Origin of the sequence: Nonomuraea sp. NPDC049607 (genome assembly GCF_040675375.1) — a bacterium.
GTDB lineage: Bacteria > Actinomycetota > Actinomycetes > Streptosporangiales > Streptosporangiaceae > Nonomuraea.
The window spans coordinates 330185-344262 of record NZ_JBFAOV010000007.1; the positions used below are offsets into that span (position 1 = coordinate 330185).

11 protein-coding genes are annotated in these 14078 nt (G+C 75.2%); 8 read left to right on the plus strand and 3 right to left on the minus strand.

Features of this window, described 5'->3' with window-relative positions:
* Positions 1–46 precede the first annotated feature (46 nt).
* A complete protein-coding gene (locus AB0J97_RS17420) occupies positions 47–1486 on the plus strand; it encodes a cation:proton antiporter (RefSeq protein WP_364089469.1) in 1440 nt (479 codons plus the stop codon).
* Between the two features lie 27 nt (positions 1487–1513).
* On the opposite strand, the gene AB0J97_RS17425 is transcribed toward AB0J97_RS17420, so the two are convergent.
* Positions 1514–2317, minus strand: a complete 804-nt coding sequence (locus AB0J97_RS17425) for a methyltransferase domain-containing protein (RefSeq protein WP_357694697.1) — start codon at positions 2315–2317, stop codon at positions 1514–1516.
* A 72-nt stretch (positions 2318–2389) separates the two neighbouring features.
* Here AB0J97_RS17425 and AB0J97_RS17430 point away from each other — a divergent pair, with 72 nt between their 5' ends.
* The 4 genes from AB0J97_RS17430 to AB0J97_RS17445 all read left to right on the plus strand — a co-directional run bounded on the left by AB0J97_RS17430 (position 2390) and on the right by AB0J97_RS17445 (position 8502).
* Positions 2390–2989, plus strand: a complete 600-nt coding sequence (locus AB0J97_RS17430) for a TetR family transcriptional regulator (RefSeq protein ID WP_364089472.1) — start codon at positions 2390–2392, stop codon at positions 2987–2989.
* A gap of 138 nt (positions 2990–3127) precedes the next feature.
* The gene (locus tag AB0J97_RS17435; protein ID WP_364089475.1) at positions 3128–3910 is read left to right on the plus strand and encodes an SAM-dependent methyltransferase; all 783 of its coding nucleotides are present in this window, start codon (positions 3128–3130) and stop codon (positions 3908–3910) included.
* Positions 3911–4031: 121 nt separating this feature from the next.
* On the plus strand, positions 4032–7058 hold the full coding sequence (locus AB0J97_RS17440; protein ID WP_364089478.1) for a hypothetical protein: 3027 nt from the start codon (positions 4032–4034) through the stop codon (positions 7056–7058).
* Positions 7059–7113: 55 nt separating this feature from the next.
* Positions 7114–8502: an FAD-dependent monooxygenase gene (locus AB0J97_RS17445; protein ID WP_364089481.1), complete on the plus strand. Its 1389-nt coding sequence runs from the start codon at positions 7114–7116 to the stop codon at positions 8500–8502.
* A gap of 17 nt (positions 8503–8519) precedes the next feature.
* On the opposite strand, the gene AB0J97_RS17450 is transcribed toward AB0J97_RS17445, so the two are convergent.
* Positions 8520–11873, minus strand: a complete 3354-nt coding sequence (locus tag AB0J97_RS17450) for a serine/threonine-protein kinase (RefSeq protein WP_364089484.1) — start codon at positions 11871–11873, stop codon at positions 8520–8522.
* 75 nt (positions 11874–11948) lie between these two features.
* Here AB0J97_RS17450 and AB0J97_RS17455 point away from each other — a divergent pair, with 75 nt between their 5' ends.
* Together AB0J97_RS17455 and AB0J97_RS17460 are read left to right on the plus strand one after the other, a co-directional pair.
* Positions 11949–12512: a hypothetical protein gene (locus AB0J97_RS17455; RefSeq protein ID WP_364089487.1), complete on the plus strand. Its 564-nt coding sequence runs from the start codon at positions 11949–11951 to the stop codon at positions 12510–12512.
* Positions 12513–12549: 37 nt separating this feature from the next.
* A complete protein-coding gene (locus tag AB0J97_RS17460; RefSeq protein ID WP_364089490.1) occupies positions 12550–12990 on the plus strand; it encodes a PPC domain-containing DNA-binding protein in 441 nt (146 codons plus the stop codon).
* 102 nt (positions 12991–13092) lie between these two features.
* Here AB0J97_RS17460 and AB0J97_RS17465 read toward each other — a convergent pair whose 3' ends face one another.
* Positions 13093–13227 carry a hypothetical protein gene (locus AB0J97_RS17465; protein ID WP_357702744.1) on the minus strand — a complete coding sequence of 45 codons (135 nt, stop codon included), beginning with the start codon at positions 13225–13227 and terminating at the stop codon, positions 13093–13095.
* A 190-nt stretch (positions 13228–13417) separates the two neighbouring features.
* Between AB0J97_RS17465 and AB0J97_RS17470 the strand changes: the two genes are divergently transcribed.
* The gene (locus AB0J97_RS17470; RefSeq protein ID WP_357702746.1) at positions 13418–14020 is read left to right on the plus strand and encodes a DNA starvation/stationary phase protection protein; all 603 of its coding nucleotides are present in this window, start codon (positions 13418–13420) and stop codon (positions 14018–14020) included.
* Positions 14021–14078: the final 58 nt, after the last annotated feature.

Genomic DNA, 14078 nt, shown 5'->3' on the forward strand with positions numbered 1-14078 from the left:
CGAAGGGCCGGGCAGCCCATCGCGGAGTACGCAGGAAGGTGCGACCATGCGCGGAGACGACCCGCTCGACGACACCGAACAGGCCCTGCTGCCCCTCCCGGCCCGGGGCCTGGCGGTCGCCCTGCTGCTGATCGCCGTGGCCGGCGTGTCGCTCCTGCTCGTGTTCGGGCCGGGCGCGCAGGAACCGGGGCATCCGGCGGCGCCGGCCGCGCACGCCGGAGTGCCGCCCGCCCAGTCGATCCTGCGCCTGTTCCTCGCGGTGGCGGTCATCGGCGGGCTGGCCTCGCTGGGCGGCGTCCTGGCGCGCCGGGCGGGCCAGCCGTCCGTGGTGGGGCAGATGGTGGCGGGGCTGCTGCTCGGGCCGTCGGCGCTGGGCTCGCTGGCGCCGGGGGTGTCTGCGCTGATCCTGCCCGGCTGGGTGGCGCCGCAGCTCGAACTGCTGGCCCAGACCGGGCTGGCGATCTTCATGTTCACGGTGGGACGGGAGTTCGACCCGGCCGCCCTCGGCCGGCAGCGCACGGTCGTGGGCGTCGCCGCGCTGGCCATGATGGCCGTGCCCTTCGCCTTGGGGACCGTCGCGGCGCTCCCGTTCGCCGACGCGCTGGCCGGGCCGTCGGCGTCGGGCACGGCGTTCGTGCTGTTCGTCGGGACCGCCCTCAGCGTCACCGCGTTCCCCGTGCTGGCCAGGATCCTCCAGGAGGCCGGGCTGACCGTCACCCGGCTGGGCTCGCTGGCGATCCTCTGCGCGGGGCTGGCCGACGTGCTCGCCTGGTGCGCGCTGGCCGCGGTGATCGCCCTGGCCCACGCCGGCTCCCCGGCGGGCGTGCTGACCTCGCTGGCGCTGGCCGCCGCCCTGGTGCTCGCCGTGACCCTCGTCGTACGTCCCGCGCTCGCCGCCCTGGCGGCCCGGCACGCCGACCGGCGGCTGCCCGCCCCCGCCGCGCTCGCGCTCGTCCTGGGCCTGATCTTCGCCCTGGCCGCGGCGACCGACGCCATCGGCGTGCACGCGATCTTCGGGGCGCTGCTGGCGGGGGTCGCCTTCCCCCGGGAGGCGCCCGTGCTCGGCGCGGTGCCCGAACGCCTCGGCTCGCTCAACCGCGCGATGCTGCTGCCGGTGTTCTTCGCCTCGATCGGGCTGCGCACCGACGTGCACCTGGCCTTCGGCCACCCGGCGGTGCTGTTGGGCGGGGCGGTGCTGCTGGTGGCCGCCGTCCTCGGCAAGCTGGGGGCGGCCGGGGTGATCGCCTGGGCGGGCGGCATGCCGGGACGGCTCGCGCTCGGGCTCGGCGTGCTGATGAACGCCCGCGGCGTCACCGAGATCGTCGTGCTGAGCACCGGGCTCGGCATGGGGCTGATCGCGCCCGGCACGTTCACGGTGCTCGTGCTGATGGCCCTGGTCACCACCATGATGACGGCGCCGGCCCTGCGCCGGCTCGGCCTCTACGCCCCGGCCAGGGCCGAGCCGCGGACGCCGCAACCGGCCTGAACCGGCCACCGTGTCGGGCAGCGGCGGCTACCCGGCCCTCCGAACTGCGGTGAGCACCAGGACGTCGTAGTGGACGGTGAAGGCGCCGCCGACCGCGTCGATCGCGGCCCCGACGCCCTCCAGCAGCTCGCGGCGCCGCTCCGGCGGCAACCCGGTGGCCGGGCCGTGCGTGGGCACCTGCTCCAGCCACTCGTCCCGGGTGTAGACGCGCTCCCATGCGTACTGCCGGCGCTCGGGCTCGCCGAATGCGTCCGCCGCGCGCACGCCGTCGGTGATCTTGTCGAGCAGCGACGAGTACAGGTCCACCGCCGGACCGGCCTGGCCGAGCGCCGGCAGGTCGGGCAGGATGCGGCGGTAGACCTCGGCGAAGGCGTCGCGCAGGACGTCCGGGGGCTGGAAGACGTTCCAGAACAGCGCCAGCACGCCGCCGGGCCGCAGCACCCGGGCCGCCTTGTCCGCGCCCGCGACCGGGTCGATCCAGTGCCAGGTCTGGCCGGCGACGACCGCGTCGAACGTGCGCCCGGCCGGGTCCCAGGACTCGAAGGCGGACACCTCCACCTCGATGCCGTCGCGCCGGGCCAGCTCGGCCATGCGGGCGTCGACGTCCACGCCGGACACCCTGCAGCCGGCCGCCTGGAACTGGCGGGCCGCGATGCCGGTGCCGATGCCGACGTCGAGGACGTCCGGGCCGGGGGCGGCGGCGGCGATCCCGGCGATCATCTCCTCGGGGTAGCGGGGGCGGGTGCGGTCGTAGCGGTCGGCGTCCGCGCCGAAGGACTCGGCCATCCCCCGGTGGCGGTGCGGCTCGTTCTCGGAGCTGTTAGTGGGCATGCGCCCACTCTAGTGGGCATGTGCCCACTCGTCTACGCTGAACGGGATTCGTGAACGAAGGAGACCGGCCCGGTGCCCACAGGCGTAGCCCTCCGCGACGTACGCGAGCAGCTCTTCGACGCCGCCGAGCGCGTCCTGCTCCGAGACGGCCCCAACGCTCTGACCAGCCGGGCGGTCACCACCGAGGCGGGCTGCGCCAAGGGCGTGCTCCACCGCCACTTCGCCGACTTCGACGCCTTCCTCGCCGACCTGGTGACCGACCGCATCCGCCGCGTCGAGGCCCAGTCCGCCGCCCTGCGCGAGAGCGCCGGCACCGGCACCGTCGCCGGGAACCTCACCCTCGCGCTGCTGGAACTGTTCGGGTCGGTCGCCGTGGCCGTCGTCGGCCTCGTCATCTCCCGCGACGGCCTGCGCGCCCGCCTGCGCCAGGCCGGGTCGTCGGGCATCCCGCTCCTGACCGAGGCCACGACCATGATCGCCGCCTACCTGACCGCCGAGCGCGAGATGGGCCGCATCGCGGTCGACGCCGACGTCGACGCCCTCGCGCTCACTCTGATCGGCAGCGGCCACCTGTTGTTCGCCGGCAGCGAGGGCGACCCGCCCGGCGCCACCGCCGTCGAGTGGATCGTGACCACGGCCATCGCCGACGCGGTACAACGCCGCCTGCTCTGACCCGTCACGGGCAGGGCGTCCTGTGTGGGGAGGTGAGCCACTCGTCCCCGGAACCCTGGACCGGGGCGGGCGTGGCCCGCCGAAGGATCTTGGGGCTACGATCTCCCACATAGCCCCTTTCGTCCGGAAGGCGTCGCGATGAGCGAACGTTCGCTGAACACTGATGTTCCGAGCCCCGCCCGCATCTACGACCTGTGGCTGGGCGGCAAGGACAACTACGAGATCGACCGGATGGTGAGCGCGCAGATCCTGGCCGCCGTGCCCGACCTGCCGGTGCTGGCCCGTACGAACCGGGAGTTCCTCGGCCGCGCGGTGCGGTACATGGCCGGGGAGGCGGGCATCCGGCAGTTCCTGGACATCGGCACCGGCATCCCCACGGCCGACAACACCCACCAGGTCGCCCAGGCGGTCGCCCCCGACAGCCACGTCGTGTACGTCGACAACGACCCCATGGTCCTGGCCCACGCGCGGGCGCTGCTGCGGGCCGCTCCCGCGGGCACGACCGCCTTCATCGACGCCGACCTGCGCGAGCCCGACAAGATCCTGGCCGCCGCCGCCGAGCATCTCGACTTCGACCGGCCGATCGGGCTGACCCTGCTCGGCGTCGTGGACTTCATCCCCGACACCGGACAGGCCCGCTCGATCATCGCCGAACTGCTGGCCGCGATGGCGCCGGGCAGCCATCTGGCCGTCTCCCACGGGCTCGTCGGCAGGCAGCTCGAAGAGGGCGTCCGCCACTGGAACGAGAGCGGCGGCGCGCCCATGACGCTGCGCACCCTGGACGAGGTCACGAGCTTCTTCGACGGGCTGGAGCTGCTGGAGCCGGGCGTGGTGGCGCTGCCGCGCTGGCGTCCCGTCCCCGAGACGTTGTACGCCGACCGCGAGGCCGTCTACTACGCGGGCGTCGGCCGCAAGGGCTGATCTTCCCCGGCTTCGTACCGGTCCGGTGGATGCCGCCTTCCGGACCGGCGTACGCCGCCTGGCGGGCGCGCGTACCCTGAGTCCCCGATCGACTTCGCTGGGTGACGGGATGCGGTGCGGGATGGACGACGGGTTCGGCGCGGGGCTGGGGAGCGAGCGGGACCGGTGCGCGCGGGATCCGTGCCCCTGGCCCTCCGGGCCGTTCACGGCCGGGGACGCCAGGTGGCTCTTCGGGCGTGAGCGGGTGGTGTCGGAGCTGGTGGGGCTGCTCTCGGACCCCGGCCGTCCTGGCCATCCCGTGGTGCTGACCGGGGCGGCCGGGGTCGGGAAGACGTCGGTGCTGGCGGCCGGGCTGGTGCCGGCCGTCCTGGAAGGGGCGCTGCCGGGGGGCGGCACCGGGGTGTTGTGGCGTTCGCCGGGCTCGCCGGTCGGGGGCGGCGGGCGGCCGGTGGAGTCGTGCGCGCTGCTGGTGGTCGACCGGTTCGAGGAGCTGTTCACGGCTCGGGCCGAAAGCGAGCGGGCGGCGTACGTCGAGGAGCTGTGCCGGCTCGCGGCGGGCGGGCTGCCGGTGGTGATCGGGATGCGGGCCGGCTGCTACGAGCGGTGCCTGGGGTTTCCACCGCTGGTGGAGGCGCTGCGGGCACGGTCGCTGCCGCTCGGCCCGATGACCGGCGCCGAGCTGCGCCGCGCGATCACCGGACCGGCCCGGGTCGCGGGCCTGTCCCTGGAGCCGGGGCTGACCGAGACGATCCTGCACGACCTGGGGGCCCGCGACGACGCCCCGGCGGCGGCCGACGCGCTGCCCCGCCTCTCCCACGCGATGCGCGCCACCTGGCACCACCGCGACGGCGACACCCTCACCCGCCACGCCTACCACCCCACCACCACCGCACCACCACCGCCGACTGCCGACGACGCCCTCTCCGTAACGGCGCGGCCCACCGAAGGCTTTCTCGTGGAGGCGTCCCCGTCCCTGGAGGGGGGTGGGGGCGGGGAACCGTCGGGTCGGGTGCCTGGTTCGCCCGCCCGCGGCGGGGGGTGTCCGGTCCGGCGGAGGGTGCGGGGGCTGGTGGTGGCGTTGGTGGTGCTGGTCGTGGTCGCCGGGGTGGGGGCCGGGCTGGCGTGGCAGAAGAGCGGCCGGGCGAGCGACGCCCGCGTCACCGCGCTCGCCGAACGGGCCGCCGCCCAGGCGCGGGCGCTGCGGACGACGGACCCGGCGCTGGCGATGCAGGTGGCGGTGGCCGCCCAGGGCCTGGCCGACACCCCGGGCACCCGGGGCACGCTGCTCGACACCGCCGAGCCGTACGCCACCCGGCTGCGCTCCACCGGCGACCGCCTGCGCGCGATCGCCTACAGCCAGGACCACGCCCTGCTCGCGACCGGCGCCGACAACGGCGTGGTCGAGCTGTGGGACGCCGCCGACTCGCGCCGCCGCACCCCGCTCGCCACCCTGCCGCGCACCGCCGGGCCGGTCGGCGCGCTCGCCTTCCGCCCGTCCGGCGGGGACCGCGTCCTGCTGGCGGCCACCCGGGACGGCGTCGAGGTGTGGAACGTCGTGGACCCGGCCCGCCCCAGGCACGTCGCCGCCCTGCCCGGCGCGTCCACGGCCGCGTTCACCCCGGACGGCCGCACGGTGCTCGCCGCCGCGGCGCACGGCGTCCGGCGGTGGCGGCTGGCCGGCCGGCCGGTCCCCCTGCCCCCGGTACGCACGTCCGCCCAGGTCACCCGCTTCGCAGTCGGCGACGACGCGGTGGTCACCGGCCACGACGACGGCAGCGTGCGCCTGTGGGACCCGGCGGCCCCCGCCTCCCCCGCCGACACGATCGCGACCGGCCTCCAGGACGCCCCCGCCGCGCTCGCGATCAGCCCCGACGGCAGCGCGCTGGCCTGGTCCGCCCCCGACCGCGGCACCTGGCTCTGCCGCCTGGACGCTCGGCGCTGCCACCGTCCCACCCGGTACGGCGACCCCGCCGGCGCCCTGGCCTTCAGCCCGGACGGCACCGTCCTGGCCGCCGCGGGCGACGACCGCACGGTCCGGCTGTGGAGCCTGGCCACCCGCGCGGAGGTCACCTCGTTCCCGCATCCCGACCGCGTGCTCGGCCTCGCCTTCACCGCCGACGGTCAGGCGCTGGCCACCGGGTCCGCGGCCGGCGCCTTCTACCAGTGGCGCCATCCGGTACGCGTGCCCGCCCCGGTGACCGAGCTGGCCCTGAGCCGGGACCGGACGCTGATGGCCACGACCGGCGCGCGCGGCGGCGCGCTGTGGGACGTCCGCGACCCCCGGCACCGCGTGCTGCTGTCACGCTGGAACGTTCCACGGACCGCCGGTCTGGCCCTGAGCGGCGACGCCCGCCGCCTGGCCACCGTCGAGCGCGGCGTGGCCGTGACCGTGTGGGACATCCGCGACCCCTACCGCCCGGCCCGGCACGTCCGGCTGCCGGTGCGCGGCCTGGCGGTCGCCGCGCTCAGCCCCGACGGCCGCACCCTGGCGACGGGCGACCACGGCGGGCGGCTGCTGCTCTGGGACGTCACCGGCCCCCCGCGCCGCCTGGCCGCCCGCGACGGCTTCGGCGACGTCGGCGCGCTCGACTTCAGCCCCGACGGCGGCCGGCTGGCCAGCGGTGGCGCCGACCGCGGCGTACGGCTGTGGGACGTGCGCCGCCGCGCCCTCGACCAGGTCGCCCACCACGAGGAGCACGCCGACGCGGTGGCCGCCGTGCGCTTCGGCCCCAAGGGCGACGTGCTGGTCAGCACCGGCCACGACCGGACCGCCCGGGTCTGGAGGATCGCCGACCTCCGCCGCGTTCCCCGTCCGGCGGTCCTGCGCGGGCACGACGACACCGTCCGGATCGCCGGGTTCAGCCCCGACGGCGCCGCCCTGGCCACCACGGACGCCTCCCGTACCACCCGCGTGTGGGACCTGCGGTCCCGCCGGCCGATCGCCGTGCTGTCCCATCCCGACCTCGGAACCGTCCTGTACGCCGACGACCACACCCTCGTCTCGGCCGCCGGCCACGACCTGCGGCTGTGGGACCTGCGGCCGGAGGCGGTGGCGGCGGTGGTCTGCGAGGCCGCCGGGATGCCGCTCACGCGGGCCGAGTGGCGGCGGTACTTCGACGACCTGCCCTACCGTCCGCCCTGCCGGTGACCCCGTGGCAGGGCGGTGACAGAGATCCGGCAGCGGCCGCTGGCACGGTCGCCCCATGACAGACAGGACGGACGTGCTCATCGTCGGCGCCGGGCCCACCGGCCTCACCCTCGCCGTGGAGCTGGCCAGGCGCGGGATCGCGCACCGCGTCGTCGAGCGGGCGGCGGCGCCCTCGGCGGGCTCCAAGGGCAAGGGCCTGCAACCGCGCACGCAGGAGATCTTCGACGATCTCGGGATCATCGACCGGGTCCTGGCCGGGACGACGCCCTACCCGCCCATCCGGGTCAGGATCGGGCGGCTGCCGGTCTACCAGGGCCGCATGCACAGGCCGGCGGCGGCGAGCGACGAGGTGCCGTACCCGATGGTGCGGATGCACCCGCAGTGGCGCACCGAGGCGGTGCTGCGGGAGCGGCTGGCCGAGCTGGGCGGCGAGGTCGAGCACGGCGTCGAGCTGACCGGCTTCGCGCAGGACGCGGAGGGCGTGACGGCCCGGCTCGGCACCGGCGCGACGCTGCGGGCCGGATACCTGGTCGCCGCCGACGGCGGCCGCAGCACGGTACGCAAGGCGCTCGGCGTCGGCTTCACCGGCGAGACCCGCGAGGAGGAGCGCATGGCCCTCGGGGACGTGCGCGTCGAGGGACTGGACCGGGAGCACATCCACGCCTGGGTGCGGCCGGGCAGGGGGATGGTGGCGCTCTACCCCATGGCCGGCACCGACTGCTTCCAGTTCATGGCGCCGCTGAGGCCGGGCGCGACGCCGGACCTGACGCCGGCCGGCTTCCAGCGGCTCTTCGCCGAACGCTCGATGCTGCGCAGTGCCCATGGTGTCCGCATCACCGAGCTGCTGTGGTCCTCCCTCTACCGGGTCAACATCCGGCTGGCCGACGCCTACCGCGCCGGACGCGTCCTCCTGGCCGGGGACGCCGCCCACGTGCACTCCCCGGCGGGCGGCCAGGGGCTCAACACCGGCGTCCAGGACGCCTACAACCTGGGCTGGAAGCTCGCCCGCACGCTGACCGGCGGGCCGGCGTCGCTGCTGGACACCTACGAGGAGGAGCGCCGCCCGGTCGCCGCCCGCGTGCTCGGCCTCAGCACGGACCTGCACGACAGGAAGTCGTACAAGCGGGACGAGGAGACCTACCAGCTCCAGGTCGGCTACCGGGGCGGCTCGCTGGCCCGCGCGGGCGGCGAACGGGTGCCCGACGGGCCGCTGCGGCTGGCCGACGGCTCCCGGGCGCGCATGTTCGACCTGCTGCGCGGCCCGCACTTCACGCTGCTGTCACCGGACCCGGCGCCCCGCGTGCCGGGCGGGCCCGAGGTGCGGGCGTACGCCCCGGCCGAGCCGTACGGCGGGGCGCGGCACACGCTCGTGCGCCCGGACGGCCACGTCGGGATCGCCACGGACTCCGCCGCCGAGCTGGCCGGCTACCTGACGCTGGTGTGAGCCCCCGGCCGGCGCGATCATCCGCAGACGGGCCGGTAGGGCAGCGCGGGCACGTACGTCCGCCATTCCCGCTCGGTCAGTGCCCGCCCGGCGCGGGCGCAGACCGTCCGCGCCACCAGTTCGGCGACGGCCGGGACGCGTCCGATGGTCCCGCCGGCGTCCACCGTCAGGACGTGCGACCCGTCGGGGGTGAAGGCGACCGACAGCAGCTCGCCCTCGTCGCGGTCGAGGCCGCCGCCCGGGTCCGCGGACAGCCCGAGGTCGACGCCGGTCCTCGGGTCGATCAGGCGGACGCGGCCCTGCCCGGCGTCGGCCGCGACCAGGTCCTCGACCGGCGAGTACGCCGCCGTCCCGGCGAAGGAGAACCCCTCGGTGTCCTCGACCAGCCGCCGGCCGCCCGCGTCCCACGTGCTCAGCCGCCCGCGCGAGTCGAACACGACCACCCCGTCCCCCGCGTGGGTGAAGCGCACCCAGGCGCCCAGGACGTCCTTGCCGAAGACGCCGAACGGCGAGCCCGCGGCCCGGCCGTCCGATGCCCGCAGCAGGCGGACGTCCAGGCCGGTCACCGCCAGCCGCCCGCCGTCGGGCGCGAACGCCAGGTCCACGACCCCTCTCACCCGCGTGCTCCACAGGCGGCGGCGGGCCCGCCAGTCCCAGAGCTCGACCGCGTCCTCGCCGTTTCCGGGGCCGTCGAGCACGAGCGCGAGCCGGCCGCCGTCGGGGCTGAAGCGGACGAGCTCGGGCTGTGCCTTCCCGATCCCGGCAGGGAAGCCGCCCACGGGCTTCCGCGTCGTGGTGTCCAGGACGGCGACGTCGTGGCCGGACGCCAGCGCGACGTCGTGCCCGTCGCGGCTGAAGCCGAGCGCCTGCGCGGCGGGCAGGCGGCCGGACGTGCCGCCCTGGACCTGGCGCAGCGTGCCGTCCACGACGAGGTGCAGCCCGTCCTCGCCGAGGTCGGCCCGCTCGTACGGCGGCCCTTCGCTCGGCTCGTTCAGCAGGTCGGCGACGTCCACGGCGAACACCTGGTCGCCGACGAGGTAGCGGAAGGTCGTACCGTCGAAGGCGGCGGCCGGACGGGTGCCCGCCTCGCCGTCGCCGCGCACCGGGACGACGCTGAGCAGGTGGCTGTCGGGCAGGCGCCAGAACTGCACGGTGGCGTCGGTGACGGTGGCCAGCAGCCGTCCGCCGCGGTCGAAGACGGGATCGCCCTTGTTCCAGGCGCCTTCCGTGCCCTCGCCGATCTCCTCCGTCCAGCCCTCCTTCGTCTGGGTCAGGGTCAGGGTGCCATCGCCCGACGTGGCCAGCCACCGGCCGTCGGGGCTCAGCGTGCCGCGCCTGGCGGCGGGGTCGGCGGCGTCGGCGACGGTCCACTGCTCGCTGTCGTCCGGCTCGACGATCACCTTGCGGCCCTCGTGCCGGCGGACGGCGTTCTCCCAGCCTTCGACCAGGTCCTTGACCCGGTTGACCGGCCAGGTTCCGACCGGCCGGCCGGTCCGGGCGTCCCAGGCGCGGGCGCGGCTCTCGGTGGCGGCGACCAGCGTGCGGCCCGAGGGGGACAGCCCGATGTCGGACACCTGGCCGCTGCCGAGCCCCAGGCCGGAGATCAGCGCGGTGCGGCGGCCCGTGCGCACGTCCCACAGCCGCGCCTGGTCCTGGCCGACGCTGAGCAGCGTGTGCCCGTCGGCGCCCAGCGCCCGCAGGGTGCTGCGGGCGGCGGCGGGGTCGCGGAACATGCCGCGCTCGCGCTGCGCGAGCGCGGCGGTCATCGCCGCCCTGGCCTGCGGCGTGGGCCGCAGCCGCCAGGCGGCCACGGCGAGCAGCCCGGCGAGCACGGGATCGCTGCGCCTGGTCGCCTCGGCGCGGGCGGCCAGGCGGGTGGACTCCGACGTCATCAGGCGGTCCTGCAACTCGTCGGCGCGGGCGGCGGCGAGCCTGCTCTGCTGGATCGCCAGGCCGCCCGCGACCAGCGCGACGACCAGCAGCCCCGCCAGGCTCAGCGTCAGGAGCCGGGCGCGGCGGGCCCGCCGCTTGGCCAGCCGCGCCGACGACTCCAGGAACTCGCGCTCGGCCTGGGACAGCCTGATGTCGCGGCGGGCGGTCGCGGCCCAGCTCAGGGCGTCGTCGAGCATCGTGCCGTGGAACAGGCCGCCGTCCCTGCGGCCGCCCTCGTCCCAGCGCCGGACGGCTGCCAGGATCGGGCCGTGGACGACCAGCCCCTCCTTGTTGGCCTCGATCCAGCGGCGCAGCCGCGGCCAGGCGTGCGGCAGGGCCGGGCGGGCGAGCCAGACCTCGCGCCCGTCGCGGCCCAGCAGGTACGCGAACACCTCCAGGATCCTGGTGACCGCCGGCGTCTCGGCCGCCGGCCTGCCGGCGACCAGCTCGTCCAGGGCGGCCTTCCGGGTGGCCAGCTCGCCCTGCGCGTCCACGGTGAACAGGCGCAGGAACACCTCGGGCGCCAGCTCCCGTTCCGCCGGGGCGAGCAGCGCGTAGGAGTCCTCGGCCAGCGTGCCGAGCGCCGGGTCCGCGGCGGCCTCGGCGACGCGGGCGGCCTGTCGCCCGCGTTCGAGCAGCCGCGCGGTGTCGAGCCCGCCGTCCCCGCTGACCAGCGCGAGCAGGAGCTGACGGGCTTCGGGACGCCGGCCGGGCTCCTTGCTCAGGGCCGCCGACACCAGCGGGCGCAGCGAGTCCGGCAGCGCGGCCAGGTCGGGCGTGGCCGACAGCACCCGGTGCATCACCCCGCCCAGGCTCTCGGCCTCGAACGGGTCGGCGCCCGTGGCCGCGTACAGGACGACGCAGCCCCAGGCGAACACGTCCGCGGGGGCGCCGGCCCGCTGCCCGCCGAACACCTCGGGCGCCATGTACGTCGGCGTGCCGGTCACCAGGCCGGTCGCGGTCAGCGACATCTCGGCCGTCCGCGCGATGCCGAAGTCGATGACCCGCGGGCCGTCCGGGCCCAGCAGCACGTTGTCCGGTTTGAGGTCGCGGTGCACCACGCCGGCCTCGTGGATGGCGGTGAGCGCCGTCGCCACCGCCGTGGCCAGTCGGTGCAGGTCGCCGCCCGCGAAGCGGCGTCCGGCGGCGATCGCCTGGCGCAGGCTGGGCCCGGCGACGTACTCGCTGACGATGTAGGGACGCGGGCCGTCCAGCTCGGCGGCGAGCACGCGAGCCGTGCAGAACGAGGCGACCCGCCCGGCCGCCTCGGCCTCCTTGGCCAGCCGTCCGGCCTCGTCGCCGTGCAGCACCTTGATCGCGACCCGGACGCCGTCCTCGGCGTAGGCCTCGTAGACGACGCCCTGGCCGCCGGCGCCCAGCCGTCCGGCGAGCCAGTAGCCGCCCAGGCGCTGGGGATCGTCGGCGGTCAGCACGTTCACGGACGGTTGGATGCGGTGATCGTCCGGAAAGTTGCGACCATTTTTCCCGATTTATCGGGCCTTGACATTCCCTCGATGACAGGACCTAAGATCGCCGCCGTGCTCATGACCTTGACGCTCAGCGCGGCGCTCGTCCTCACCGGAACCCCCGCGCAGGCCACCAAATCCGTGTCGTTCCAGGGCTTCACCATCCAGGTACCGGTCTCATGGAAGGTGAAGAAGGACCCGGTCGGAGGGCTCGACGTGGTCACCGGCGCCTGCTCGAAGCAGGCGATGGAATGCCCCGGTTTCTCCATCGGCGGCCGGCAGGCCATCGCCTACGCCTCCGAGGGCGGCCCCTACCGGGCGGGGCAGCCGTACCACCCCAGCAGCGGGGTCATGGAGTGCGTTCCCGACAAACGTTACGTGGAGGGCGTCGCGCCCCTGAAGCCCTCGCGCGCCGCGACCGTACAGGTGGGGAAGGGGCATCCGGCCCGCTTCACCGAGTGGAAGCTGACCTGCCAGACGAAGACCAGCAAGCCGACCTCGGTGGCCTACACCCAGCGCATCTGGTACCTGCGCAAGGAGAAGGTGCTCGTCGTCGACCAGTGGAAGACCCCCGGGCTCGGGGCCATCCTGGCCAAGGCCGTCTGGCGGTGACCCGGTTGCCCGCGCGCCCTGCGGGCAGGAGATCGTCATGCGCAGCAAGCGGCTCTCGACCAACGAGGAGCAGACGTACGCGGTCGTCCTCGACCCCGGCGACGAGGTGGTCCGGAGCCTGACGGAGTGGGCGGCCGGCAACGGCATCCGCGCCGCCCGCCTGACCGGCATCGGCGGGTTCCGGCGGGTCACGCTGGGCTTCTTCGACCCCGAGGCGCTCCGCTACGACCCGATCCCGGTGGGCCGGCAGACCGAGGTGCTCTCCCTGATCGGCGACTTCGCCATGCCCGACGACGACGTGGGGCCCCACCTGCACGCCCATGTGGTCGTGGGCCTGCCGGACGGCACGACCCGCGGCGGCCACCTGCTGGGCGGCGAGGTGTGGCCGACGCTGGAAGTGATCGTCACGCAGTCACCGCGCTACCTCAGGCGCCGCCACGACCCCGCCACCGGCCTGGCCCTCATCGACCCGGACTGACCCGGGCAGACCCGCCTGACCCGCACAGACCCGGCCCGCCGGCCGGTGGCCGGTCCGGTAGTGGCCGGTCCGGTAGTGGCCGGTCCAGGGGCGGCCCGGCGGTCACTCGAAGTCGTCCGGGTTCAGTTCCTTGAGGCGTTCGAAGCGCTCGCGCTCCTCGTCGTAGGGCTCGTCGTTCTCGGGGCCTTCGAGGTCGGCCGCGGGCGTCTCCTGGTCCTCGGACTCTTTGCGTCGCATCGTCATCCCCCCTCAGGAAGACGAGGCGCGGGGCTCCCCCGCACCCACCCCTCCGGCTACCCCTCCGACCTGCGGGCAAACGGGCGCCGACATCGGATGTTGACCGGCTCTTGTGCAGGCTCGTGGGGGCCCTTGGCGCGTCCATGGGGAGGTTTCCGGGCGATTGTTCCGCCTTTCTGAGGAGATGTACGTGCCCACCAAACGTTCCACCAAGCCGACCCGGTCGAAGCCCGACAGCCAGCCGTGGCTGCACGTGAACGGCGTGGAGATCCAGGAGTACGGCACCGTGCGGATGTTCCCGCTCGGCCTCTCCCGCGACGCGCGCGAGTACTCCTGCCAGCGCCTCAACCAGATCCTGGCCGACACCCAGATCCTCTACAGCCTCTACAAGAAACACCACTGGCTGATGCGCGGCCCGACCTTCTACCAGCTCCACCTGCTGCTGGACAAGCACGCCTCGGAGCAGATCGCGCTGGTGGACGAGATGGCCGAGCGCGTGCAGACCCTCGGCGGCGTCGCGGTGGGCGACCCGCGCCACGTGGCCGAGATCACCGTGATCCCGCGCCCGCCGAACGGCTGCGAGGAGGTGCCGGCCATGCTCTCGCGCCTGATCGAGGCGCACGAGACCATCCTGGTGGCCGCCCACGACGCGGCCAACCGGGCGCAGGAGATGGGCGACGACGGCACCAACGACCTGCTGGTCTCCGACGTCATCAGGACGAACGAGCTGCAGACCTGGTTCCTGATCGAGCACCTGGTGGACACCCCGCTGGTGGAGAAGCCGGACAGGTGACCGGGGGCCGGGCCCGGTAAGCCGGGACTCGATCGCAGGTGAAGGAAATGTCTGGATT